This is a genomic window from Bacteroidota bacterium, from assembly GCA_018831055.1.
Classification (GTDB): domain Bacteria; phylum Bacteroidota; class Bacteroidia; order Bacteroidales; family B18-G4; genus M55B132.
Map to the genome: position 1 here is coordinate 1 of JAHJRE010000115.1, position 2,299 is coordinate 2,299.

The following is a 2,299-nucleotide window of genomic DNA, read 5'->3' on the forward strand; positions in this document are numbered from 1 at the left end:
ACTTCCACCAATAGTATTGAGCCCCATTAAGCTGTCCAGGTTTTGAATAAAATCACCTGTAACAGTCACACCTCCATCGATAGCTGTGCATCCCGGATAATTTGATGGAAACAGATCAATCTGTTCCTGTGTGTAAAATGTGATACCCTCAGGAAGGCAGTGCTGGCTTTGCAATAAAGGCGGAAAAAGAAAAGCCAGAATCGTAATGATAAGTACCTTTTCGAAAATCCTGTTCATATAATACAACCAAAGATACTTATTTCTTCTTTGAAACACAATAAAAAAATCCCTCGATACTGCTGTTCCATTGCAGGGAAAAAACAGCACCAAGGGATTAAAAGTTAACTATGATTATCAACGGACTATCCTGATTTTTTCCACAAAGGATTCGGAATCAGTTTTTAAGGCTAAAATATACAATCCACCCGGAATATCTTCCAGGTTAAGCAGGATCATATCATTACCGTTAATAATGGCAGACTGTTCGAGTACCACCCCTCCCAGCAGGTTGTAAACCGTGATGCTGATTTGCCCCTGATGTTTAATGGAAATGTTAAACATTCCATCAGAAGGGTTGGGATAGATTTTGAAGGCGTTATTATGGTTTCCCTTCAATCCTGCACAAACATCGACCACGATATCCTGGCTGGCAGAGTTTTCACAACCATTTTCATCCTCGTAGGTATAGATAATGGTGTGGGTTCCCGTGCCTGCGGTTGCCGGGTCAAAGATATTGTCTGTGACACCCGGTCCTGAATAATCTCCACCTTCGGGTGCACCTCCGATCAGCTCGAAGGGAGGCCATTCAAGGCAGGCGGTATCGAGAGGTTCAAATGTTACATCCGGCAAGGCAAAAACGTTGATAAAATTATCTTCTGTTTTTGTATTGGATGCTGAACCGGCAGTAACTTCAAGGGTTACATCAAACTCACCGGCGCTGTTATAAACAACGACCGGGTTCTGGAAGGTTGAAGCAGGCGGGTCACCGCCTTCAAAGGTCCAGTTCCAGGAAGTCGGATTACCTGCCGATTGGTCGGAGAAAAACACGGTAAGTCCTGCGCAGCCCTGATCAACATTGGCAGAAAAATTGGCGGCCAGCGGTGGTACACAGCTTTCGATATAGGGATCGAAGCAGGTTGCCGTGGGAGGCCAGCAGACGTCAAAGTATAGTGTCCTGTCAGGACAAACAATACAGTAAGTAGGGTACCCCAGGAAATTCTGCCCGGCGATAACAACATCAATAGCTTCGGGGCCTCCCCCCTGTGTTCCGGCACAAGGGTTGGTGATACCATAAGATGTTTTGTAGTTGTTAATCTGGGTGTTGTTGTCCTGAGGAGACAAGCCCCACATGAGGAGATCTTCCTCACCGGAGCCATACGCGACATACACAGCTTCAATAAGTGCTGCATATGACTGACAACTCGGTCAAGTGGTGAAGAACAGGTCCAGGAAAACAGTTTTTCCCAGATCAAGCTGTTCATAGAGATTCCATGTTACCCCATCGGAATCGGTGATGGTAAAATCACCGCAAAGGTCGGTAACATGCATCAGCCCGAATTCCTCCAGGCTCCTGGAAACATTATTATCCGGCAGGGTCTCTTCCTGGGAGAAAACCGGCATAATAAAGGCCAGGACAATGAAAATCAGTAGGATTTTTTTCATGGATAGCATGTTTATTTGAATTAATAACGTCAAATATAACCAATAAAACCCAAATGCACACATATTCAGGATAAGGATACAACCTTTTTTCCAAACGTTGACTCATTGGATTGAAATTCCTATTTTTAACAAATAATTAAACCATCATGAAAAAGCTTTTACTATTTGTGTTTTTAGTTCCTTTTTTATTACAGGCACAACAAGAAAACATCGAACTGGCTCCAAACTGTCAGATCGACCAGACCATTGCAGCAAGAGATACATTTGAACTCTTTTTCTCCTTCCCGACCATTGCATATATCGGTGAATACGGGGCAGAAACAGATGGAGATTACATTTATTCAACACAATGGCTTGATGACAGCCTTGCCAGGTATGAACTGACGGGTAATATCATAGAACGCTTTGTCATTACCGGGGTTGGTCATGTAAGGGATATGGCTTATGATGAACAGTATTTCTATGGTAGTCCGAATGACTTCTTTTTTTACGTACTCGACCTGGATAATAAAACCCTTATCAGCACACACCAGACTTCATTCAGGATCCGTGGCATGGCTTACGATCCCATCGAGGATGTTTTGTGGGCCAGTGAACACTGGACACCCATGTTCTACAAACTTGACAAACAGGGGAA

General features: G+C 43.8%; 4 protein-coding genes. 1 reads left to right on the top strand and 3 read right to left on the bottom strand.

The genetic code is table 11. From position 1 onward, the window contains the following. The 3 genes from KKA81_07255 to KKA81_07265 form a co-directional block, all read right to left on the bottom strand. Positions 1 to 237, bottom strand: a 237-nt coding sequence (locus KKA81_07255) for a hypothetical protein (GenBank protein ID MBU2650714.1), incomplete at its 3' end; no start/stop codon positions are given. Positions 238 to 354: 117 nt separating this feature from the next. Beyond that, a complete protein-coding gene (locus KKA81_07260) occupies positions 355 to 1,389 on the bottom strand; it encodes a T9SS type A sorting domain-containing protein (protein MBU2650715.1) in 1,035 nt (344 codons plus the stop codon). A gap of 36 nt (positions 1,390 to 1,425) precedes the next feature. After that, on the bottom strand, positions 1,426 to 1,662 hold the full coding sequence (locus KKA81_07265; GenBank protein ID MBU2650716.1) for a hypothetical protein: 237 nt from the start codon (positions 1,660 to 1,662) through the stop codon (positions 1,426 to 1,428). A gap of 146 nt (positions 1,663 to 1,808) precedes the next feature. On the opposite strand from KKA81_07265, the gene KKA81_07270 reads away from it, so the two are divergent. Then, positions 1,809 to 2,299: hypothetical protein (locus KKA81_07270; GenBank protein ID MBU2650717.1), on the top strand; the 491-nt coding region annotated here is incomplete at its 3' end.